Raw genomic sequence first — 15,570 nt, forward strand, 5'->3', positions numbered from 1 at the left:
TAGTTTTGTTCCCGCGGCCGACATTGCCCGCCCAGAACAAAACAGAGACTGGCCATGACCAAGACTCTCCATCACCGTGCGTGCCACCTGTGTGAAGCCATCTGCGGCCTGACCATCGAAACCACCGAGGTCGAAGGCAGCGGCGTGCAGATCACCTCGATCAAGGGCGACCCTCAGGACAGCTTCAGCCGTGGGCATATCTGCCCCAAGGCGGTGGCCCTGCAAGACATTCAGAACGACCCGGATCGCCTGCGTCAGCCGATGCAGCGAGTGGGTAGCGAGTGGCAGCCTATCGAGTGGGAAGATGCGTTCAGCCTTGTAGCCGAACGCCTGGCGGCGATTCAGGAGCGTCACGGGCAGAACGCGGTGGCGGTCTATCAGGGCAACCCCAGCGTGCACAACTACGGGTTGATGACCCACAGCAATTACTTCCTCGGCCTGTTGAAAACCCGTAACCGGTTTTCCGCGACGTCGGTCGATCAGTTGCCCCATCACCTGACCAGTTATTTGATGTATGGCCACGGCTTGCTGTTGCCGATCCCGGACATCGATCACACTGATTTCATGTTGATCCTGGGCGGTAATCCGCTGGCCTCCAACGGCAGCATCATGACCGTGCCGGATGTGGAGAAGCGCCTCAAGGCGATTCAGGCCCGGGGTGGCAAAGTGGTGGTGGTCGATCCGCGTCGCAGCGAAACGGCGGCGATTGCCGACCAGCATCTGTTCGTGCGCCCCGGCGGCGATGCGGCGCTGTTGTTCGGGCTGCTCAATACGTTATTCGCTGAAGGCCTGACCCGCGACAGTCATTTGCCGGTCGATGGGCTGGATGAAGTGCGTAAGGCGATCGCAGGTTTCACTGCCGAGGCCATGAGCCCGCTGTGCGCAGTCCCCGCCGAACAGATCCGTCAACTGGCGCGGGACTTCGCGGCAGCCCCGACGGCGGTCTGCTATGGCCGCATGGGCGTCTCGACCCAGGCCTTCGGCACCTTGTGCCATTGGCTGGTGCAATTGATCAATCTGGTGACCGGCAACCTTGATCGTGTCGGCGGTGCGTTGTGCACCGAGCCGGCGGTGGACCTGGTGGCGTCCACGTCGGGCGGCCATTTCAACCTGTGGCAAAGCCGCGTGTCCGGGCGTCCTGAATACGGTGGCGAGTTGCCGGTGTCGGCGCTGGCCGAAGAGATGCTCACCGAAGGGGAAGGGCAGGTCCGTGCGCTGATCACCGTGGCGGGTAATCCGGTGTTGTCCACGCCCAATGGCCGACAGCTGGAGCAGGCGCTGGACGGACTGGAGTTCATGGTCAGCGTCGACCTGTACATCAATGAAACCACGCGTTATGCCGACCTGATCCTGCCGTCGACTTCGGCGCTGGAAAACGATCATTACGACACCACCTTCAATATGTTCGCGGTGCGCAACGTCACCCGTTTCAACCGGGCGATTCTCGCCAAGCCGCAAGGCGCGCTGCATGATTGGGAGATCTTCGTGGGGCTGGCCAAGGCCTTTGCGGCGAAGACCGGCAAGGAGCTGAAACCGACCATTGCGCCGGCGCAGATGATTGACCGGGGGCTGCGGATGGGCCTGTATGGCGATGCTTCAGGGCACAAACTGTCGCTGGCGACCTTGTTCGATCACCCTCACGGTATCGATCTCGGCGCGCTCAAGCCCAATTTGACGCCTCGTCTGAAGACGGCCAATCAGCGCGTCCAGGCGGCGCCTGTGGAGATCCTCGCCGATCTGGCGCGCTTTGCGGCGTTGCAAGCACCAGCCGCCGATGAGTTACTGATGATCGGTCGCCGCCATGTGCGCAGCAACAACTCATGGATGCACAACTATCACCGCCTGGTGAAGGGCAAGCCGCGCCATCAACTGCTGATGCACCCGGACGACCTGGCCAGCCGCGGGCTCAGCGATGGGCAGCGGGTGCGCGTCAGTTCACGGGTCGGCGTGATCGAGGTTGAAGTGGTCGCCAGCCTCGATATGATGAAAGGAGTGGTCAGCCTGCCCCACGGTTGGGGTCATGCGCGACCGGGCGTGCAGATGACGATTGCCAGTGGCCAGCCAGGTTCCAGCGCCAATGACCTGACTGACGAATGTCAGCTCGATGAGTTGTCGGGCAATGCGGCATTGAACGGCGTGCCGGTGACCGTGGCGGCGGCGTGAACATGTCTGTCGGGGAGGCCGAGCATGGCGCTCGGGTTTCCGTTACAATGCGCCACCGTGCCGACCACTGAGTCGGAAAGTTCAGCCGAGGTGCTCCATGGATATCATCGAAACGATTAAAGAGCAGATTGCCAACAACACCATTCTGCTTTACATGAAAGGCTCGCCGAATGCCCCGCAGTGTGGGTTCTCCGCGAAAGCCGCCCAGGCTGTGATGGCCTGTGGTGAAAAGTTTGCCTATGTGGATATCCTGCAGAACCCGGAAATCCGCGCCAACCTGCCAAAGTACGCCAACTGGCCAACCTTCCCACAACTGTGGGTTGCCGGTGAGCTGGTTGGTGGTAGCGACATCATGACTGAAATGTCTGCCGACGGTTCGTTGCAGGCACTGATCAAAGACGCCGCCGCCAAAGCCGCCGCTGCCAAGACCGAAGCCTGATTCGGTTCCTGTAGGAGCGAGGCTTGCCCGCGAAGCAGGCGCCGCGCTTCTGCAGATACACCGCGTCATCGTTCTTCGCGGGCGAGCCTCGCTCCTACAAGAGCGCACGTAAAAAGCCCCGCCTCTGTAAAGAGAGCGGGGCTTTTTATTGCGTCGGGGTTAGCGGCGTAGAACTTACTCTTCGCCCATCTGCGATTGCAGATAGTTCTCAAGGCCGACTTTATCGATCAGGCCCAGCTGGGTTTCCAGCCAGTCGATATGTTCTTCTTCGGACTCAAGAATGTCTTCGAGCAGTTCACGGCTACCGAAGTCGCCAACGGTTTCGCAATGGGCGATAGCGACTTTCAGGTCGGCATGACCGTCGCGCTCGATCTTCAAGTCACACTCAAGCATTTCCTTGGTGTGTTCGCCGATGTGCAGCTTGCCCAGGTCCTGGACGTTCGGCAGGCCTTCAAGGAACAGGATGCGCTTGATCAGCTTGTCAGCATGCTTCATCTCGTCGATGGATTCGTGGTATTCGTGCTTGCCGAGCTTGTTCAGGCCCCAATCTTCATACATGCGCGCGTGCAGGAAGTACTGATTGATCGCGACCAGTTCATTGGCAAGGATTTTGTTGAGATGCTGGATGACTGTAACGTCGCCTTTCATGGTGGGAGTCCTGCCCTGTATTAGCTGTATATAAGGCGGAGTTTGAGCCGCGTAATTAATAGTGTCAAACCTAAGTTATTGAAACTTAAATGAAAATTAATCGGAATAAGAATGTTTGTGTTCCGCGTCTAAGGCCTAAGCGATTGATTTTCAGACATAAAAAAACCGGACATCAAGTCCGGTTCTTCGAAATACGGTAGTTATGCGGCTGTAAATTCTACGGGGTAGGGGATCGCCGCCTGGGCCGTTTGCAGTTTGCCCAGTGTTTCACGCACCACTTCCTTGGCCAGGCAAGCGCATTTGCCACATTGGCCGGCTACGCCGGTAGCCAGACGGACTTCCTTGTAGCTGCAGCAACCTTCATAGATTGCATCGCGGATTTGACCGTCGGTGACGCCGGTGCAGAGGCAGACATACATAAGTGAGAACCGTCGCTGGTTGTGACTCAATTGCGATGGATCTTAATGTTAACGAGAATGATTGTCAAAGTGGTTTCTGAAGGCTTTTCGTCATAAGGGCCTTTGACTGACGAACGGTTTCCTCTCGCGCCTTGCGAAAAAAAATAGCAGCGGCCATTTTGCCCGCCAGAAAAAAACCGCTAAGGACAGGCGAAAAACGCGGTGTATGATGGTCGGCCTTTTGCGAAGGAGGTTCGTGTCACAGGGCTGTCGCCTGAGGGTGACAGGCTGGCATGAGCCCTGTTCTTCAACGTTATTACACCAGGAGATATCCAATGAGCGTACTCGTAGGCAAACAAGCCCCTGACTTCACCGTACCGGCCGTACTCGGCAATGGCGAAATCGTAGACAGCTTCACCCTGTCCTCGGCCATCAAAGGCAAATACGGCCTGGTGTTCTTCTACCCACTGGACTTCACCTTCGTTTGCCCGTCCGAGCTGATCGCTCTGGACAACCGCATGGCTGACTTCAAGGCACGCAACGTTGAAGTGGTCGCCGTTTCGATCGACTCGCACTTCACCCACAACGCGTGGCGCAACACCCCGGTGAACAATGGCGGTATCGGCCAGGTTCGTTACACCATGGCTGCTGACATCAAGCAGGAAATCATGAAGGCTTACGACGTTCAGTCCGCTGACGGCGTGGCTTTCCGTGGTGCGTTCCTGATCGACGACAAAGGCGTTGTCCGCTCGCAGATCGTCAACGACCTGCCGCTGGGCCGTAACATGGAAGAGCTGATCCGTCTGGTTGATGCTCTGCAATTCCACGAAGAGCACGGCGAAGTTTGCCCTGCCAACTGGAAAAAAGGCGACAAAGGCATGAACGCTTCGCCAGAAGGCGTTGCGGCTTACCTGACCGAGCACGCTGCTGCGCTGTAAGCCAGGCGTCCGGCAATAAAAAACCGGCCTCACTGAGGCCGGTTTTTTTATGGGCGGGATAAACCGGCGACCAGCCTCAGTCGTTGTAGTCTTCCCAGCCGCCCATCTGTTTCCAGCGATTGACGATGCCGCAGAACAGCTCAGCAGTCTTCTCGGTGTCGTAGCGAGCCGAATGAGCCTCACGACCGTCGAAGTCGATGTCCGCTGCCTGACAGGCCTTGGCCAGTACGGTTTGACCGTAGGCAAGACCGGCGAGGGTCGCGGTGTCGAAGCTGGAGAACGGGTGAAACGGGTTGCGTTTCATGTCCAGGCGCGCGACTGCCGCGTTGAGGAAACCCAGGTCGAAGCTGCTGTTGTGACCGACCAGAATCGCCCGTTTGCAACCGTTGGCTTTCAGGGCCTTGCGAATGCCACGGAAGATATCGGTCAGCGCCGCTTCTTCACTCACTGCCATGCGCAACGGGTGATCGAGTTTGATCCCGGTGAATTCCAGGGCTGCTGCTTCGATGTTGGCGCCTTCGAATGGCTCAACCCGGAAGAAGTAGGTGTGATCGGGGTACACGAACCCTTTTTCATCCATGGCGATAGTGGTTGCAGCAATTTCCAGCAGGGCGTCGGTGGCCGAGTTGAAGCCACCGGTTTCTACGTCGACGACAACCGGCAGGTAACCACGGAATCTGGCAGCCATTGGATGACGAGGACCACCTCCACCGCCTTGACCGTCCTGTTCGTCGTCGAAATGGTCTTCACTCACGCGTGTTCCTCCAGCAGGCGCCAGCGCAGTTTTTCACCGGCGCGCAGCGGGATAACGGTCAGCTCGCCAAATGGCAGGCTGGTTGGGGCGGTCCACTCTTCGCGGACCAGGGTGATGCGATCGGTGTTCGCCGGCAGACCGTAGAAACGCGGGCCATTGAGGCTGGCGAAGGCTTCGAGCTTGTCCAGCGCATTACGCTGTTCGAAGGCTTCGGCATACATCTCGATCGCGGCATAAGCGGTGTAGCATCCGGCACAGCCGCAAGCCGCTTCTTTGGCGTGCTGGGCATGGGGGGCCGAGTCGGTGCCGAGGAAGAACTTGTCGCTGCCGCTGGTGGCGGCGTCGAGCAGGGCTTCCTGGTGGGTATTGCGCTTGAGGATCGGCAGGCAATAGAAGTGCGGCCGAATCCCACCCACCAGCATGTGGTTGCGGTTGTACAGCAGGTGATGCGCGGTGATGGTGGCGCCAACGTTGGCCGAAGCCGCGTTGACGAACTGCACGGCATCGGCGGTGGTGATGTGTTCGAACACCACTTTGAGCGTTGGGAAACGCTCGACCACGCGACGCATGTGCTCATCGATGAAGATTTTTTCCCGATCGAAAACGTCGATATCGCCACGGGTGACTTCACCGTGAACCAGCAAGGGCATCCCGACTTCGGCCATGGCCTCCAGTGCAGGGAAAATCTTGTCGATGCTGGTGACGCCAGAGTCCGAATTGGTGGTCGCGCCTGCCGGGTACAGCTTGGCGGCGTGAATGAAACCGCTGGCCTTGGCCTCACGAATTTCTTCGGGCTGGGTGCGGTCGGTCAGGTACAGAACCATCAGCGGTTCGAAACGGCTGCCGGCCGGACGTGCGGCGAGAATCCGCTGGCGATAGCCATCGGCTTCAGCAGCGTTGCGCACCGGAGGTACCAGGTTGGGCATGATGATGGCGCGACCAAAGGTGCGCGCGACATCCGCGACGGTATTGGTCAACACGGCACCATCGCGAAGATGAATGTGCCAGTCGTCGGGACGCAGCAGGGTCAGGCGGTCGGACATGAGGGAATTCCAGGCGGGTCAAACTCAGGGGAATGCTACCGGAAAAGACTCTTCCAGGCACTCGCTATCAAGTTTTACGACAAGCTTCCGATACCCAACAGGCAGGCCGTGAATATGTGTGTCGGTCTTTTTGTCGTAGAAGCCAGTGGAGCCTCCCGTGCGCCAGCGTTATTTAGCCTTGCTCAGTGTGTTTGCCAGCCTTCCCGCGATGGCGCTCACTTTCCAGACTCGCCTGGAGAGCATCGAGTGGACGGTCGAAGGCGACAAGTTCGAATGCCGCCTGACTCAACCGATCACCGATTTCGGTTCGGGTGAGTTTGTGCGGCGCGCCGGAGAGCAGGCGACATTTCGACTGAAGGCCTACAACTCAATGATCGGTGGGGGTTCCGCCACCTTGCTGGCGGCGGCTGCGCCATGGCAGCCGGGGCGTGGCGACATTAACCTGGGCTCGGTGAGAATCGGTAGTGGCAACGTGCTGTTCAACAGTTCGCAAGTGCAGGCCGGGCGCCTGATCAGCGGGCTGATGGAGGGGCGCAGCCCGGTCGTACGACACTCATCGGGCGACGGTCGGGTGTCTGAAGTGCGTCTGCTGCCGGTCAAGTTCAGCAAGGCCTATGGTGACTATCAGGGTTGCGTCGCCAAGCTGTTGCCACAGAATTTCGAGCAAGTGAAGCAATCCGAGGTCGGCTTTCCGGGGGAGGGTATCGATCTCGATGCCAGGGCCAAGGCCCAGTTGCAGGTCATGCTGGAGTTCATGAAGGCCGATCCGACGGTCAACCACATTGAACTCGATGGCCATTCCGACAATAGCGGTAACCGGCTGACCAACCGTGAACTGTCACGACGCCGGGCGCTGGCGGTGATGGATTTCTTCAAGGCCAATGGTGTGCAGGAATCGCAGATCACCCTGCGTTTTCACGGTGAGCGCTATCCGCTGGCGCCCAACAACAATGCCGCCAACCGGGCGAAGAACCGCCGGGTTGCCGTACGTCTCGAGCGGGTCGCACCGACCGAGAAACCTGCGCCTCAAGCCACCGCCGCCGCGAGCAGCGCGACGACCTCCTGAACCTGCTGAATTCGTCGCTCGCTCGACATAATCTGTCGCTTCGTCGTCATAAGCTGTCGCGCCTCTGTAAATTATCCTGCATGAGCGGTAGACTTGACAGCTTTCCGTAGAACCCCGTGGAGTGATGGCATGGCGGACGTAAACAAGGTCGTTCTGGCGTATTCCGGCGGCCTGGACACTTCGGTGATCCTCAAGTGGCTGCAGGATACATATAACTGTGAAGTAGTGACCTTCACCGCTGACCTGGGTCAGGGCGAAGAGGTCGAACCGGCCCGCGCCAAGGCACAGGCCATGGGCGTAAAAGAAATCTATATCGACGATCTGCGCGAAGAATTCGTGCGTGATTTCGTGTTCCCGATGTTCCGCGCCAACACCGTTTACGAAGGCGAGTACCTGCTGGGTACTTCCATCGCTCGTCCGTTGATCGCCAAACGCCTGATCGAAATCGCCAACGAAACCGGTGCTGACGCCATTTCCCACGGCGCGACCGGCAAGGGCAACGACCAGGTTCGTTTCGAACTGGGCGCCTACGCCTTGAAGCCAGGCGTGAAAGTGATCGCTCCATGGCGCGAATGGGACCTGCTGTCCCGTGAGAAGCTGATGGACTACGCCGAGAAGCACGCGATTCCGATCGAGCGTCACGGCAAGAAAAAATCCCCGTACTCGATGGATGCCAACCTGCTGCACATCTCCTATGAAGGCGGCGTGCTGGAAGACACCTGGACCGAGCACGAAGAAGACATGTGGCGCTGGACCGTCTCCCCGGAGAAAGCTCCCGACAAACCGCAGTACCTGGAACTGACCTACCGCAACGGCGACATCGTTGCACTGGACGGTGTCGAAATGACCCCGGCCACCGTGCTGGCGACCTTGAACCGTATCGGTGGCGAACATGGTATCGGCCGTCTGGACATCGTCGAAAACCGCTATGTGGGCATGAAATCCCGTGGCTGCTACGAGACGCCTGGCGGCACCATCATGCTGCGCGCTCACCGTGCGATCGAATCGATCACCCTGGACCGCGAAGTGGCTCACCTCAAAGACGAGCTGATGCCTAAATACGCCAGTCTGATCTACACCGGTTACTGGTGGAGCCCAGAGCGTCTGATGCTGCAACAGATGATCGATGCTTCCCAGGCCCATGTGAACGGCGTAGTGCGCCTGAAACTGTATAAGGGCAACGTGATCGTCACCGGACGCAAGTCCGACGAGTCGTTGTTCGACGCCAACATCGCGACCTTCGAGGAAGATGGCGGCGCCTACAACCAGGCCGATGCGGCGGGCTTCATCAAGCTCAACGCCTTGCGCATGCGTATCGCGGCGAACAAAGGCCGCAAGCTGTTCTGAGACCTTTGATGCGGTAATGGAACTGTGGCCTTGTCGATGACAAGGCCACAGTTCTGAAAAAGGGCTGCTGCATATTACGTTTCGCTTTCTGCTGGTTTCTTCCAACCGTTCCTTTTGCTGCCTGCCTTTGATCTCACTTCAAGGGCTGCCTTGCTCTGTGCGACGGGTCAAAACCTAGCCCATGATCGTCACGCCATGCGAGCTCAAATTGTAAGAAACACAGAACGTTGCGTTGCTGCGTTTCTTTAGTTGTTTCCAGTGTTTGAGCGCACTGTCCTTCAGCACTACCTCCGAATCGGCACACGTGAGAAATACGATCACGTGTGCAGGATTATCCGGAGCGTGCTGGATACTCTCCATCAGGGCGCTGAACCCCATTTTTTTGGTTATCCAGCGTGCATCAATGATGTGCAGATCCTTTAGCGGCGCGGGCAGCTGCACATGGTGTTGGACCGAGCGTTCAGGCGACACACTGGAAGTGCTGTTTCCAGAGTGATCAGCGTTGTCCATGACTTTTATAAAATGCTTTCCCTTCTCGAAATCGGAGGGCGCGTAAAGCGATCGATAATTGAAGTTAAGTGTGGCGAAGAAAAGAAAAAGCAAATAAAAGGGAAAGCTGATCAGAAACCAGATGTAAAGTTCTCTCTCCTTGTGGTCAAGAAAGGGCAGCGATACAGCAGCTGATGTTTCGGACAGTGCTGCAAATATTGCAATGATTGTCATGGGGTTGGTGATTCTTTTTTTGAGTTTTGTCATGTTTTTTACTCATTAGGTATTATCTTTTTCTCTGTTGGTTTATAGGGTGTGTTTTGGTGGTGATGCATGTATGAGTGTGTTTTTTTTGTATTTGTTATTTTAAGTTTCTTTTTGTTGTGTGGTTGAGGTTGATATAGTAACTGTATTGTTCTGGCTCTGGGTATGGCTGTTTATTTGTTTTAAAGTTGTGTGGGTTTGTTTGAGTTGTGAAGTGTTGCTGTATGTAAGTTTTTTCGAGTGGTTCGGGCCGGGTTATGTAAGATTCTGCAAGATACTCGTTACCTTTAAGGATAGCTTAATAGTCGCGGTCTGTCGGACCAAGGGCGTTGAACCTTGTTTTTTTGGGGGGTGAATTGTTACAAAGACATTGTCGAAGCGTTTAGCAGTGTTCGGCCAATAAAATCCCTGGCTTATCATGCGCAATGATTTCTTGTAGGAATAATCCGTGTTGTTTGTAGGTAATGTCTCTCGGTGCGAGTGGTCGAGGGGGACGGCATGCCATGGGTGAAACGACTAGGCTATGGTGCGGGCTCTAAAAATTCGAACAGCGAAAATTGGAATTGCCCATGAATAAAGTGCTGATCGTGGATGATCACCCCGTCATTCGTCTTGCGGTACGTATGCTAATGGAGCGTCATGGCTACGAAGTCATTGCAGAAACAGACAATGGCGTGGATGCATTGCAACTTGCTCGTGAACTTATGCCGGATATCGTTATCCTGGATATTGGAATACCGAAGCTGGATGGGTTGGAAGTTATCGCGCGCCTGACCTCGGCGGCGATGCCTCTTAAAGTGCTGATATTGACGTCCCAGGCTCCAGGACATTTTTCCATGCGTTGTATGCAATCGGGTGCCGCCGGATATGTCTGTAAACAACAGGACCTTACTGAGTTGCTCAGTGCAATAAAGGCTGTATTGTCAGGTTATAGCTACTTTCCTAATCAGGCGCTGCATACTGTGCGCTCCAGTCTTGGGAATGCCAGTGAAGCCGATATGGTGGATCGTTTGTCCGGGCGGGAAATGATGGTCCTTCAGCAGTTGGCCCGAGGAAAGACAAACAAGGAAATCGCCGATGGGATGTTCCTCAGCAATAAAACCGTCAGTACTTACAAGACTCGCCTGTTGCTGAAGCTCAATGCTCGCTCACTGGTCGATCTTATTGAATTGGCTCAACGTAATGGCCTGGTATGAGTATGCCAGCGTTTGACGAGGGGCGATGAGCGGGCGTTTGTCGGGGATGGGCACTTAGTAAAAAGCCTCCGTTTCGGGAGGCTTTTAGGTGTCATAGGTCAAAATCGTAATCGGCCAATTGCTTTTGCAGTCGGCGCTCCTCCAGCAGATTGTCGATGGTGCGGCGTTTGCTCAGGTTGGTCTTCGCTACTTCCACCACCGGTTCTGCGTCATCGGCCTCAACGGCGGTGAAGTCGTCTTCTACGTCCAATTGCTCTTTGCCAGTGCTCATAAGGTTAACTCCAGGCTAAGACTGCCTTTGGCGCTCCTTATATCGACAATTTCCCGGCGGGTAAAAAAGATTTTTTCAATCGGCTAATCAAGAAAACTAATAGAGCCTCAATCGTCCGAGGTCTTTTGCTTGTATTCGCATAAGTCCTCGATCCGGCAGCTGCCACAACGCGGCTTGCGGGCCAGGCAAACGTAGCGTCCGTGGAGAATCAGCCAGTGATGGGCGTCGAGCAGATACTCCTTCGGCACGAATTTCATCAGTTTCTGCTCCACCTCGACCACATTCTTGCCCGGAGCAATGCCGGTACGGTTGCTGACCCGGAAAATGTGGGTGTCCACGGCCATGGTCAGCTGACGAAAGGCGGTATTGAGCACCACATTGGCGGTCTTGCGGCCGACGCCGGGCAACGCTTCCAGCGCTTCGCGGGTCTGCGGTACTTCACCGCCATGGCGCTCTACCAGCAAGCGACAGGTTTCGATCACGTTTTTTGCTTTGCTGTTATACAGGCCGATGGTCTTGATGTACTCCGATAATCCTTCAACGCCCAAGGCATAAATCGCCGCCGGCGTATTGGCCACCGGAAACAGTTTGGCGGTGGCCTTGTTGACGCCGACATCGGTCGATTGCGCCGAGAGAATCACGGCAATCAGCAGTTCGAACGGCGAGGAATAGGCCAGCTCGGTCTTCGGTTCAGGATTGTCTTCGTGAAACCTGCGGAAAATTTCCAGACGTTTTGCGGCATTCATGGGCGATGCGTTTCCTCGAAGGAGGTCAATGTGGGGGAGGGGCGGGTCCAGGCCTGACGTGCGGCGATCAGCAGCCCCAGCAGAATAAACCCGCCGGGGGCCAGCGTGGCCAAGCGCAGGCCACCGTCAGCGGTGAGCACCCAACCTTGCCAGTCCGGTTGCATGGCAGCGGTCAGCCAGGGCAGATGGCTACCCAGTGTCCCGTTGCCGATAAGCTCGCGGAGCAGGCCCAGGCCAATCATCAAGGCGCCGAACAGGCCGCACAGGCGCAGGCGGTCACGCCTTGTGCCCTGGAAAAAACCGTTATGTTCCAGCACCACGCATTGCAAGGCGATCAATCCGATATAGAACCCCAGATGCTGGTGCCATTGAAGCGACCAGGCTTGCATGGCGAGTTCCACACAACTGGTCAGTGTGGCAGCCAGCAGGAGGCAGGCCAGTAAATGGGTTGCCGGAATCAGTCGTGAGCGCAAGATACCCATGCTCACGTCATAAACACTGAGCACCAGAGCGAACATCAGCCACAGGCCTAGAGCCGTTACCAACGAATCAGTGACGCCGATCAGAGGCGCAAGCATCAGCGAGTTCTGCAGGGTTGATGACTTATTCATGGGCGCTGCTCCCGATCAGCGGTTGCCGGTGTTCATCGAAGTAACGCAACGCATCGTGGGTGGCATTGATCACCGCTCTTGAGGTGATGGTCGCGCCTGCGATCTGATCGAATTGCCCTCGGTCCTTTTTCAAGGCCCAGCCAGTGTCGCTTGGTTCACCTAGAGACTTGCCGGTAAACACTTGCAGCCAGGCATTGGGCCAGTCGGCGAGCTTGCCGCCCAGCCCCGGGGTTTCCGATTGCTTGAGGGTTTTGACCCCCAGCAACGTGCCATGGGGGTCGATGGCGATCAGCAAATCGATGGCGCCGGCGTAGCCCAGTGTCTGGCTGCGCAGCAACACGGCGCTCGGTTGGCCGGCCTTGGACGCCAGATAGCCATTCAGCAGCGTGCTGTTGGGCAGGCGTGTTTTTTCGACGTTGAGGGGGTGTTCCAGTGGCTGATTGTCGTAGCTGTCGGGCGCTAGCAGATCCAGCAAATTGCGGCTGTCGATCAGGCGTTGTTCGGCGGCAATGCGTGCGGCGCTGGTGTACTGCGCGAGGTAAGTCGCGCCTGTCCCCAGGCCTGCCAGTAATACCAGGGTCACAACGCTTGTCGCTCGGTTCATGGGCTGACCTGCGCTTGTCTGGAGGCAGCAAACCGCTCCAGCGCCGGTACACAGAGGTTCATCAGCAGGACGGCAAAAGCCACCCCGTCGGGATAGCCGCCCCACGTGCGAATCAAGTAAGTCAGCAGCCCCACTCCGGCGCCGAACAGCAACCGGGCCGTGGGGTTTTTCGCGCCGGATACCGGTTCCGTCACGATGAAGAAGGCACCCAGCATGCTCGCGCCAGTGAGCAGATGGAAGAGTGGCGAGCCATGGGAATCGGAGCCCGAACCGTTCCAGCACAACAGGCTGATGACGAACAGGCTGGCGAGCATGCCGACCGGCGCATGCCAGCTGAACACCCGCCGTTGCAGCAGAAACGCGCCGCCGGCCAGGAAGGCCAGGTTGACCCATTCCACGCCCCGGCCGCCGAAATGGCCGAATGCCGGGTTGCCGGCAAACAGTTCGTCCATGGTCAGGCTTTTGTTGATTCGCAGGCTGTCCAGCGCGGTGGCCTGGGCCCACGCGTCTGGTGTCTGGCCGAGGTTGAAGCCGAACACTTGTTGCAGGCCTGCGAGGAAGTCCATGCCGTGGGACGACGGCCAATGGGTCATTTGCTGAGGAAACGTCACTGAAGCCAGGGCGAAACCGAGCATCGCCGGGTTGAACGGATTCCTGCCGACGCCGCCATACAGGTGCTTGCCGAAAAAAAGTCCGAATGCCGCTGCGCTGACCGTCAGCCACCACGGGCAATAAGGCGGCAAGGCCAGGGCCAACAGGGTCGCGCTGACCAGCGCACTGCCATCGCTCACTGTCGGTTTTACAGGTTGCTTGCGCAGCTGTAACACCGCTGCTTCAACGGCCAGTGCGGTAGCTGCCGTCAGAATCAGGTTGATCAACACGCCCCAACCGTACAGCCAGAACAACATCAGCATTCCCGGCAGTGTGGCCAGCAACACCAGCTTCATGGCCTGCTGAAGGCGTTCATCCACCGATTCAAGGGGCGGCATAGGCATCCACCTGCCGCTCGGCTTCGCTGAGCGCATGTTGCAATGCTGTGATCTGTTCGGCCGGCGCTTCGTTTGTTTGAGCCTTCTTGAGTTCGGCGCGGCGCATGGCCAACTGGATCTTCGCCCGTTTCAGCTCGGCATCGTTTGTCGGAACAGGTGGAGTAGCTACCACCGGTGCACTGCTTTCCAGCAGCGACAGCGCCTGTTCGGCAGCTTCGAACTGCTGTTGCAGCACGATCAGTTGCGATTGCTGTTCGAAGGTCGGTGGATGCCCGAAGGCCTTGAGCGATTTATTCAGCTGCGCCCGACTCATCGCCAGATCGACCTTGGCCTTTTTCAGCGCCGCATCGGCATTGGCGGCCTTCTGCGCACGCACGCGCTCGAGCGCGGCCTGAACCGGGTCGAGCGTCACTTCACTGTGCTGCACGGCGCGTTGGGCACGGGCCTGACGTTCGGCGAGTTTCTGTTCCTCTTCGCGATGTAGGCGGGCATTGCGCTGTTCGAAGCGACGTCGCGCGCGGTTGCGCTTGGCGGCCCGGGCCTGTTGCTCCTCCAGGCTGAACGCCAGCCCACCGACAATCGGCAGCGTGGCCAGCGGTAGCGGATGCATCTCGATGCAATCCACCGGGCAGGGCGCCACGCAGAGGTCGCAACCGGTGCATTCGTCGACGATGACCGTGTGCATGAATTTCGCCGCGCCGACAATCGCGTCGACCGGGCAGGCCTGAATGCATTTGGTGCAGCCGATGCATTCGGCTTCGCGGATGTACGCGATTTGCGCCGGTGCCGAACCGCGACTGACGTCCAGTTCCAGCACCGGCACTTTCAGCAGCTCGGCGAGGGCCGCGATGGTTTCGCTGCCGCCCGGTGGGCACTTGTTGATCGGCTCGCCACTGGCGATGCCTTCGGCGTACGGTTTGCATCCGGGGTGGCCACACTTGCCGCATTGGGTCTGCGGCAAGAGGGCATCGATGCGTTGAATCAGACTCATGTTTTGATCAGCCCGCTGAATCCGAGAAAAACCACTGCGATCAATCCGGCGCCGATCAATTCGATCGGCAGGCCGCGAAAGGGCAGGGGGACATCGTTATCGAGTGTGCGTTGGCGCAAGTCGCTGAACAGGCTCAGTACCAGCCAGAAACCCAGCCCGGCACCTAGGCTCAAGGCTATGGCGTGGAAAAGTCCCTTGTCGTCCTGAGCGTTGAGCAGGGTCAGCCCAAGCACGCCGGCATTGCCCAGCAGCAGGGGCCAGAGACCCTCGAATGAAAGCTTGGCGAATAACCGTGGAAGCAGTTTCAGCAGCGGGCCGATCAGCAGAACGCTCAGCGGCAGGAATACGAACAGTCGCAGCGACGTCAGCCCCAGCGGCACCAGCAGCCAGTGGTAGAGCGCATGGCCGAGCGTGCCGACGATCAGCATCAGGCACGTCGTCGCGATGCCCAATGCATGCACTTGTCGCCGCTCGCTGCCCAGCACCGGATCGACGCCCAGCGGCCAGTGCAACACGAGGTTGTTGATCAGGGCAGCGCTGATAAGCGTAAGAAGCAGTTCGGTCATGATCGTGCCGGTAAGAACAGGGCTTTCTTAAGGGGCTCTCTAAAAAG

Annotated in this window: 18 protein-coding genes; 6 read left to right on the forward strand and 12 right to left on the reverse strand. The window is 57.7% G+C overall.

Annotation, left to right across the window (positions count from 1 at the left end; genetic code table 11):
- Positions 1-54: 54 nt before the first annotated feature.
- Complete coding sequence (locus LOY28_RS05510) at positions 55-2,163, forward strand: molybdopterin oxidoreductase family protein (RefSeq protein WP_258613189.1); 2,109 nt, start codon at positions 55-57, stop codon at positions 2,161-2,163.
- Between the two features lie 97 nt (positions 2,164-2,260).
- Positions 2,261-2,602, forward strand: a complete 342-nt coding sequence (gene grxD, locus LOY28_RS05515; RefSeq protein WP_007938922.1) for a Grx4 family monothiol glutaredoxin — start codon at positions 2,261-2,263, stop codon at positions 2,600-2,602.
- Positions 2,603-2,776: 174 nt separating this feature from the next.
- Here grxD and bfr read toward each other — a convergent pair whose 3' ends face one another.
- Both bfr and LOY28_RS05525 read right to left on the reverse strand, forming a co-directional pair.
- Positions 2,777-3,250 (reverse strand): bacterioferritin, encoded by a 474-nt coding sequence (bfr, locus tag LOY28_RS05520; protein WP_007898512.1) that lies wholly within the window; start codon positions 3,248-3,250, stop codon positions 2,777-2,779.
- 200 nt (positions 3,251-3,450) lie between these two features.
- The gene (locus LOY28_RS05525) at positions 3,451-3,669 is read right to left on the reverse strand and encodes a bacterioferritin-associated ferredoxin (RefSeq protein WP_018926608.1); all 219 of its coding nucleotides are present in this window, start codon (positions 3,667-3,669) and stop codon (positions 3,451-3,453) included.
- A gap of 314 nt (positions 3,670-3,983) precedes the next feature.
- Here LOY28_RS05525 and LOY28_RS05530 point away from each other — a divergent pair, with 314 nt between their 5' ends.
- Positions 3,984-4,586 (forward strand): peroxiredoxin, encoded by a 603-nt coding sequence (locus LOY28_RS05530; protein WP_018926607.1) that lies wholly within the window; start codon positions 3,984-3,986, stop codon positions 4,584-4,586.
- 76 nt (positions 4,587-4,662) lie between these two features.
- Here the strand turns inward: LOY28_RS05530 and rnt are convergent, their stop codons facing one another.
- The gene (gene rnt / locus LOY28_RS05535; protein WP_007938919.1) at positions 4,663-5,340 is read right to left on the reverse strand and encodes a ribonuclease T; all 678 of its coding nucleotides are present in this window, start codon (positions 5,338-5,340) and stop codon (positions 4,663-4,665) included.
- Positions 5,337-6,383, reverse strand: a complete 1,047-nt coding sequence (gene pyrC, locus LOY28_RS05540) for a dihydroorotase (RefSeq protein WP_018926606.1) — start codon at positions 6,381-6,383, stop codon at positions 5,337-5,339. The genes rnt and pyrC overlap by 4 nt, the downstream gene beginning before the upstream one ends.
- A 157-nt stretch (positions 6,384-6,540) precedes the next feature.
- Here pyrC and LOY28_RS05545 point away from each other — a divergent pair, with 157 nt between their 5' ends.
- Together LOY28_RS05545 and LOY28_RS05550 are read left to right on the forward strand one after the other, a co-directional pair.
- Complete coding sequence (locus tag LOY28_RS05545; protein ID WP_018926605.1) at positions 6,541-7,449, forward strand: OmpA family protein; 909 nt, start codon at positions 6,541-6,543, stop codon at positions 7,447-7,449.
- A 129-nt stretch (positions 7,450-7,578) separates the two neighbouring features.
- Positions 7,579-8,796 (forward strand): argininosuccinate synthase, encoded by a 1,218-nt coding sequence (locus tag LOY28_RS05550; protein WP_020799894.1) that lies wholly within the window; start codon positions 7,579-7,581, stop codon positions 8,794-8,796.
- 174 nt (positions 8,797-8,970) lie between these two features.
- On the opposite strand, the gene LOY28_RS05555 is transcribed toward LOY28_RS05550, so the two are convergent.
- Entirely contained in the window at positions 8,971-9,552 is a 582-nt protein-coding gene (locus tag LOY28_RS05555) for a hypothetical protein (protein WP_064616313.1), read from the reverse strand.
- 566 nt (positions 9,553-10,118) lie between these two features.
- On the opposite strand from LOY28_RS05555, the gene LOY28_RS05560 reads away from it, so the two are divergent.
- Positions 10,119-10,745, forward strand: coding sequence for a response regulator transcription factor (locus LOY28_RS05560; RefSeq protein WP_018926602.1), 627 nt, complete (start codon positions 10,119-10,121; stop codon positions 10,743-10,745).
- A 91-nt stretch (positions 10,746-10,836) separates the two neighbouring features.
- On the opposite strand, the gene LOY28_RS05565 is transcribed toward LOY28_RS05560, so the two are convergent.
- The 7 genes from LOY28_RS05565 to LOY28_RS05595 form a co-directional block, all read right to left on the reverse strand.
- Positions 10,837-11,016, reverse strand: a complete 180-nt coding sequence (locus LOY28_RS05565) for a PA3496 family putative envelope integrity protein (RefSeq protein ID WP_018926601.1) — start codon at positions 11,014-11,016, stop codon at positions 10,837-10,839.
- Positions 11,017-11,123: 107 nt separating this feature from the next.
- The gene (nth, locus tag LOY28_RS05570; RefSeq protein ID WP_018926600.1) at positions 11,124-11,762 is read right to left on the reverse strand and encodes an endonuclease III; all 639 of its coding nucleotides are present in this window, start codon (positions 11,760-11,762) and stop codon (positions 11,124-11,126) included.
- Complete coding sequence (locus tag LOY28_RS05575; protein ID WP_258613190.1) at positions 11,759-12,373, reverse strand: Rnf-Nqr domain containing protein; 615 nt, start codon at positions 12,371-12,373, stop codon at positions 11,759-11,761. The genes nth and LOY28_RS05575 overlap by 4 nt, the downstream gene beginning before the upstream one ends.
- Positions 12,366-12,977, reverse strand: coding sequence for an RnfABCDGE type electron transport complex subunit G (locus LOY28_RS05580; protein WP_064616314.1), 612 nt, complete (start codon positions 12,975-12,977; stop codon positions 12,366-12,368). The genes LOY28_RS05575 and LOY28_RS05580 overlap by 8 nt, the downstream gene beginning before the upstream one ends.
- The gene (locus tag LOY28_RS05585; RefSeq protein WP_018926597.1) at positions 12,974-13,966 is read right to left on the reverse strand and encodes an RnfABCDGE type electron transport complex subunit D; all 993 of its coding nucleotides are present in this window, start codon (positions 13,964-13,966) and stop codon (positions 12,974-12,976) included. Before LOY28_RS05585 ends, LOY28_RS05580 begins: the two co-directional genes overlap by 4 nt.
- On the reverse strand, positions 13,953-14,957 hold the full coding sequence (gene rsxB / locus LOY28_RS05590) for an electron transport complex subunit RsxB (RefSeq protein WP_018926596.1): 1,005 nt from the start codon (positions 14,955-14,957) through the stop codon (positions 13,953-13,955). The genes LOY28_RS05585 and rsxB overlap by 14 nt, the downstream gene beginning before the upstream one ends.
- Positions 14,954-15,523: an electron transport complex protein RnfA gene (locus LOY28_RS05595; RefSeq protein ID WP_064616316.1), complete on the reverse strand. Its 570-nt coding sequence runs from the start codon at positions 15,521-15,523 to the stop codon at positions 14,954-14,956. Before LOY28_RS05595 ends, rsxB begins: the two co-directional genes overlap by 4 nt.
- Positions 15,524-15,570: the final 47 nt, after the last annotated feature.

It is taken from the genome of Pseudomonas sp. B21-017, assembly GCF_024749245.1.
Classification (GTDB): domain Bacteria; phylum Pseudomonadota; class Gammaproteobacteria; order Pseudomonadales; family Pseudomonadaceae; genus Aquipseudomonas.